The following is a 1,715-nucleotide window of genomic DNA, read 5'->3' as shown; positions in this document are numbered from 1 at the left end:
TGCTGAACCAGGTGAGCGACGAGCGGGCCGAATGGCTGGTGCCCGGCATGCTGAAAGACAAGATCCAGGCGCTGCTGAAAAGCCTGCCGCAGCGTCCGCGCTCGCGCTTTGTGCCGTTGCCCGAATCCGCCAGCCGGTTGGCGGCGGCCCTCAGCACGCCGGAAGCCTGGGGCCACGGCAGCCTGACGGACGCACTGCTCAAGCGTGTGCGCGACGAAACCAGCCTGGACGTGAAGCGCGCCGACTTCAAGCTCGACATGCTGCCGGCGCACCTGTTCATGAACTTCCGCGTGGTGGACGAGCATGGCCGCCAGCTCGGCACCGGCCGCAACCTGGGCGCGCTGAAGGCCGAGCTGGGCGCCCAGGCGCGCGGCGCCTTCCAGGCGCTGGCGGGACTGAAAGTCGCTGCGGCCCCGGCCACTGCGCCCGGTTCAGAGCCAGAAATCGCTGAAACCCGCACCGATGCTGCGCAAGGCGCTACAAAAAATGTAGCAATTTCAGCCAGCCCGGCCCGGCCCGCCGACCAGCGCTACACCGGCTGGACCTTTGGCGAGATGCCGGAGCTGATGGAAATCCGCAAGGGCGGGCAGACGCTGATTGGCTTTCCAGCGCTGATCGATGATGGCGAGGCGGTGCGCATCGAGGTGTTCGACGAGCCCGAGGTGGCGACTGCCAGACACCGCGCCGGCCTGCGACGCCTGTTTGCGCTGCGGATCAGGGACGCGCTGAAGTACCTGGAAAAGAACATTCCCGACTTGCAGAAGATGGCGGTGGCCTACATGCCGCTGGGCACGCAGGAGGAGCTGCGCGACCAGATCATTGACGTCGCGCTGGACCGCGCCTTCCTGCTGGAGCCGCTGCCCCAGGATGAGTTCGACTTCAAACGCCGTGTGGACGAGGGCCGCGGCCGGCTGACGCTGATTGCCAACGAGGTGGCGCGGCTGGCGGGCGTGATCCTGCTGGAATACGGCGCCGCCATGCGCAAACTGAAGGACACGAAGAACCAGCCCGACGCCACCGCCGACGTGGTGCAGCAGCTGCAGCGCCTGGTGCCCAAACGGTTCCTGGCGAGCACGCCCTGGCCGCAGCTCCAGCACTTTGCCCGCTACCTGAAGGCCATCACGTTGCGGCTGGACAAGCTGCGCACCGACCCGGCGCGCGACGCGCAAAAGCTGGCCGAGCTGCGTCCGCAGGAGCAGCGCTACTGGCGCCTGGTGGCCGAGCGCAAGGGCACGGTGGACGCCCGCATGAGCGAATTCCGCTGGCTGCTGGAAGAGTTGCGCGTGAGCTTCTTCGCGCAGGAGCTGCGTACGCCGCAGCCCGTGAGCATCAAGCGGCTGGACAAGGTGTGGGGGCAGTTGAACCAGTGACCGTGTGCCCGGCGAGGTTCGTCGCTGGTGATCTTCAACCCTGACCAGAGCGTTTCCGCCGAGGTGCTGCGGGTGTCAGACTGACGCCTTAGAGCCGCGCCAGCCGCCCCAGCGCCGTCTGCAGCGTCTCGTCCTTCTTGGCGTAGCAGAAGCGCACGACGCGCTGGTCGAAGCCGCTGCCGTAGAAGGCCGACAGCGGAATGGCGGCCACGCCGACTTCGGTGGTGAGCCACTTGCAGAAGTCGGCTTCGGGCAGGTCGCGCTCGGGCACGGCCAGGCCCGAGATGTCCACGCACTGGAAGTAGCTGCCCTCGCTGGGCAGCAGGCGGAACTTGGTGGCCTTCA

1 protein-coding gene and 1 pseudogene are annotated in these 1,715 nt (G+C 67.3%); one reads left to right on the top strand and one right to left on the bottom strand.

Translation table 11 applies throughout. From position 1 onward, the window contains the following. Positions 1–1,370 (top strand): DUF3418 domain-containing protein (locus ACE3OK_RS12515; protein WP_374249886.1); only part of this gene is annotated, 1,370 nt, incomplete at its 5' end. Positions 1,371–1,458: 88 nt separating this feature from the next. Here the strand turns inward: ACE3OK_RS12515 and ACE3OK_RS12510 are convergent. Further along, positions 1,459–1,715: pseudogene (locus ACE3OK_RS12510) on the bottom strand (methionine aminotransferase); the annotation flags it as partial.

It is taken from the genome of Thermomonas sp. (genome assembly GCF_041905325.1).
In the GTDB taxonomy this organism is placed as follows: domain Bacteria; phylum Pseudomonadota; class Gammaproteobacteria; order Xanthomonadales; family Xanthomonadaceae; genus Thermomonas.
The sequence above is the reverse complement of the archived record's forward strand: the minus strand, read 5'-3'. Positions and strand labels throughout refer to the sequence as shown.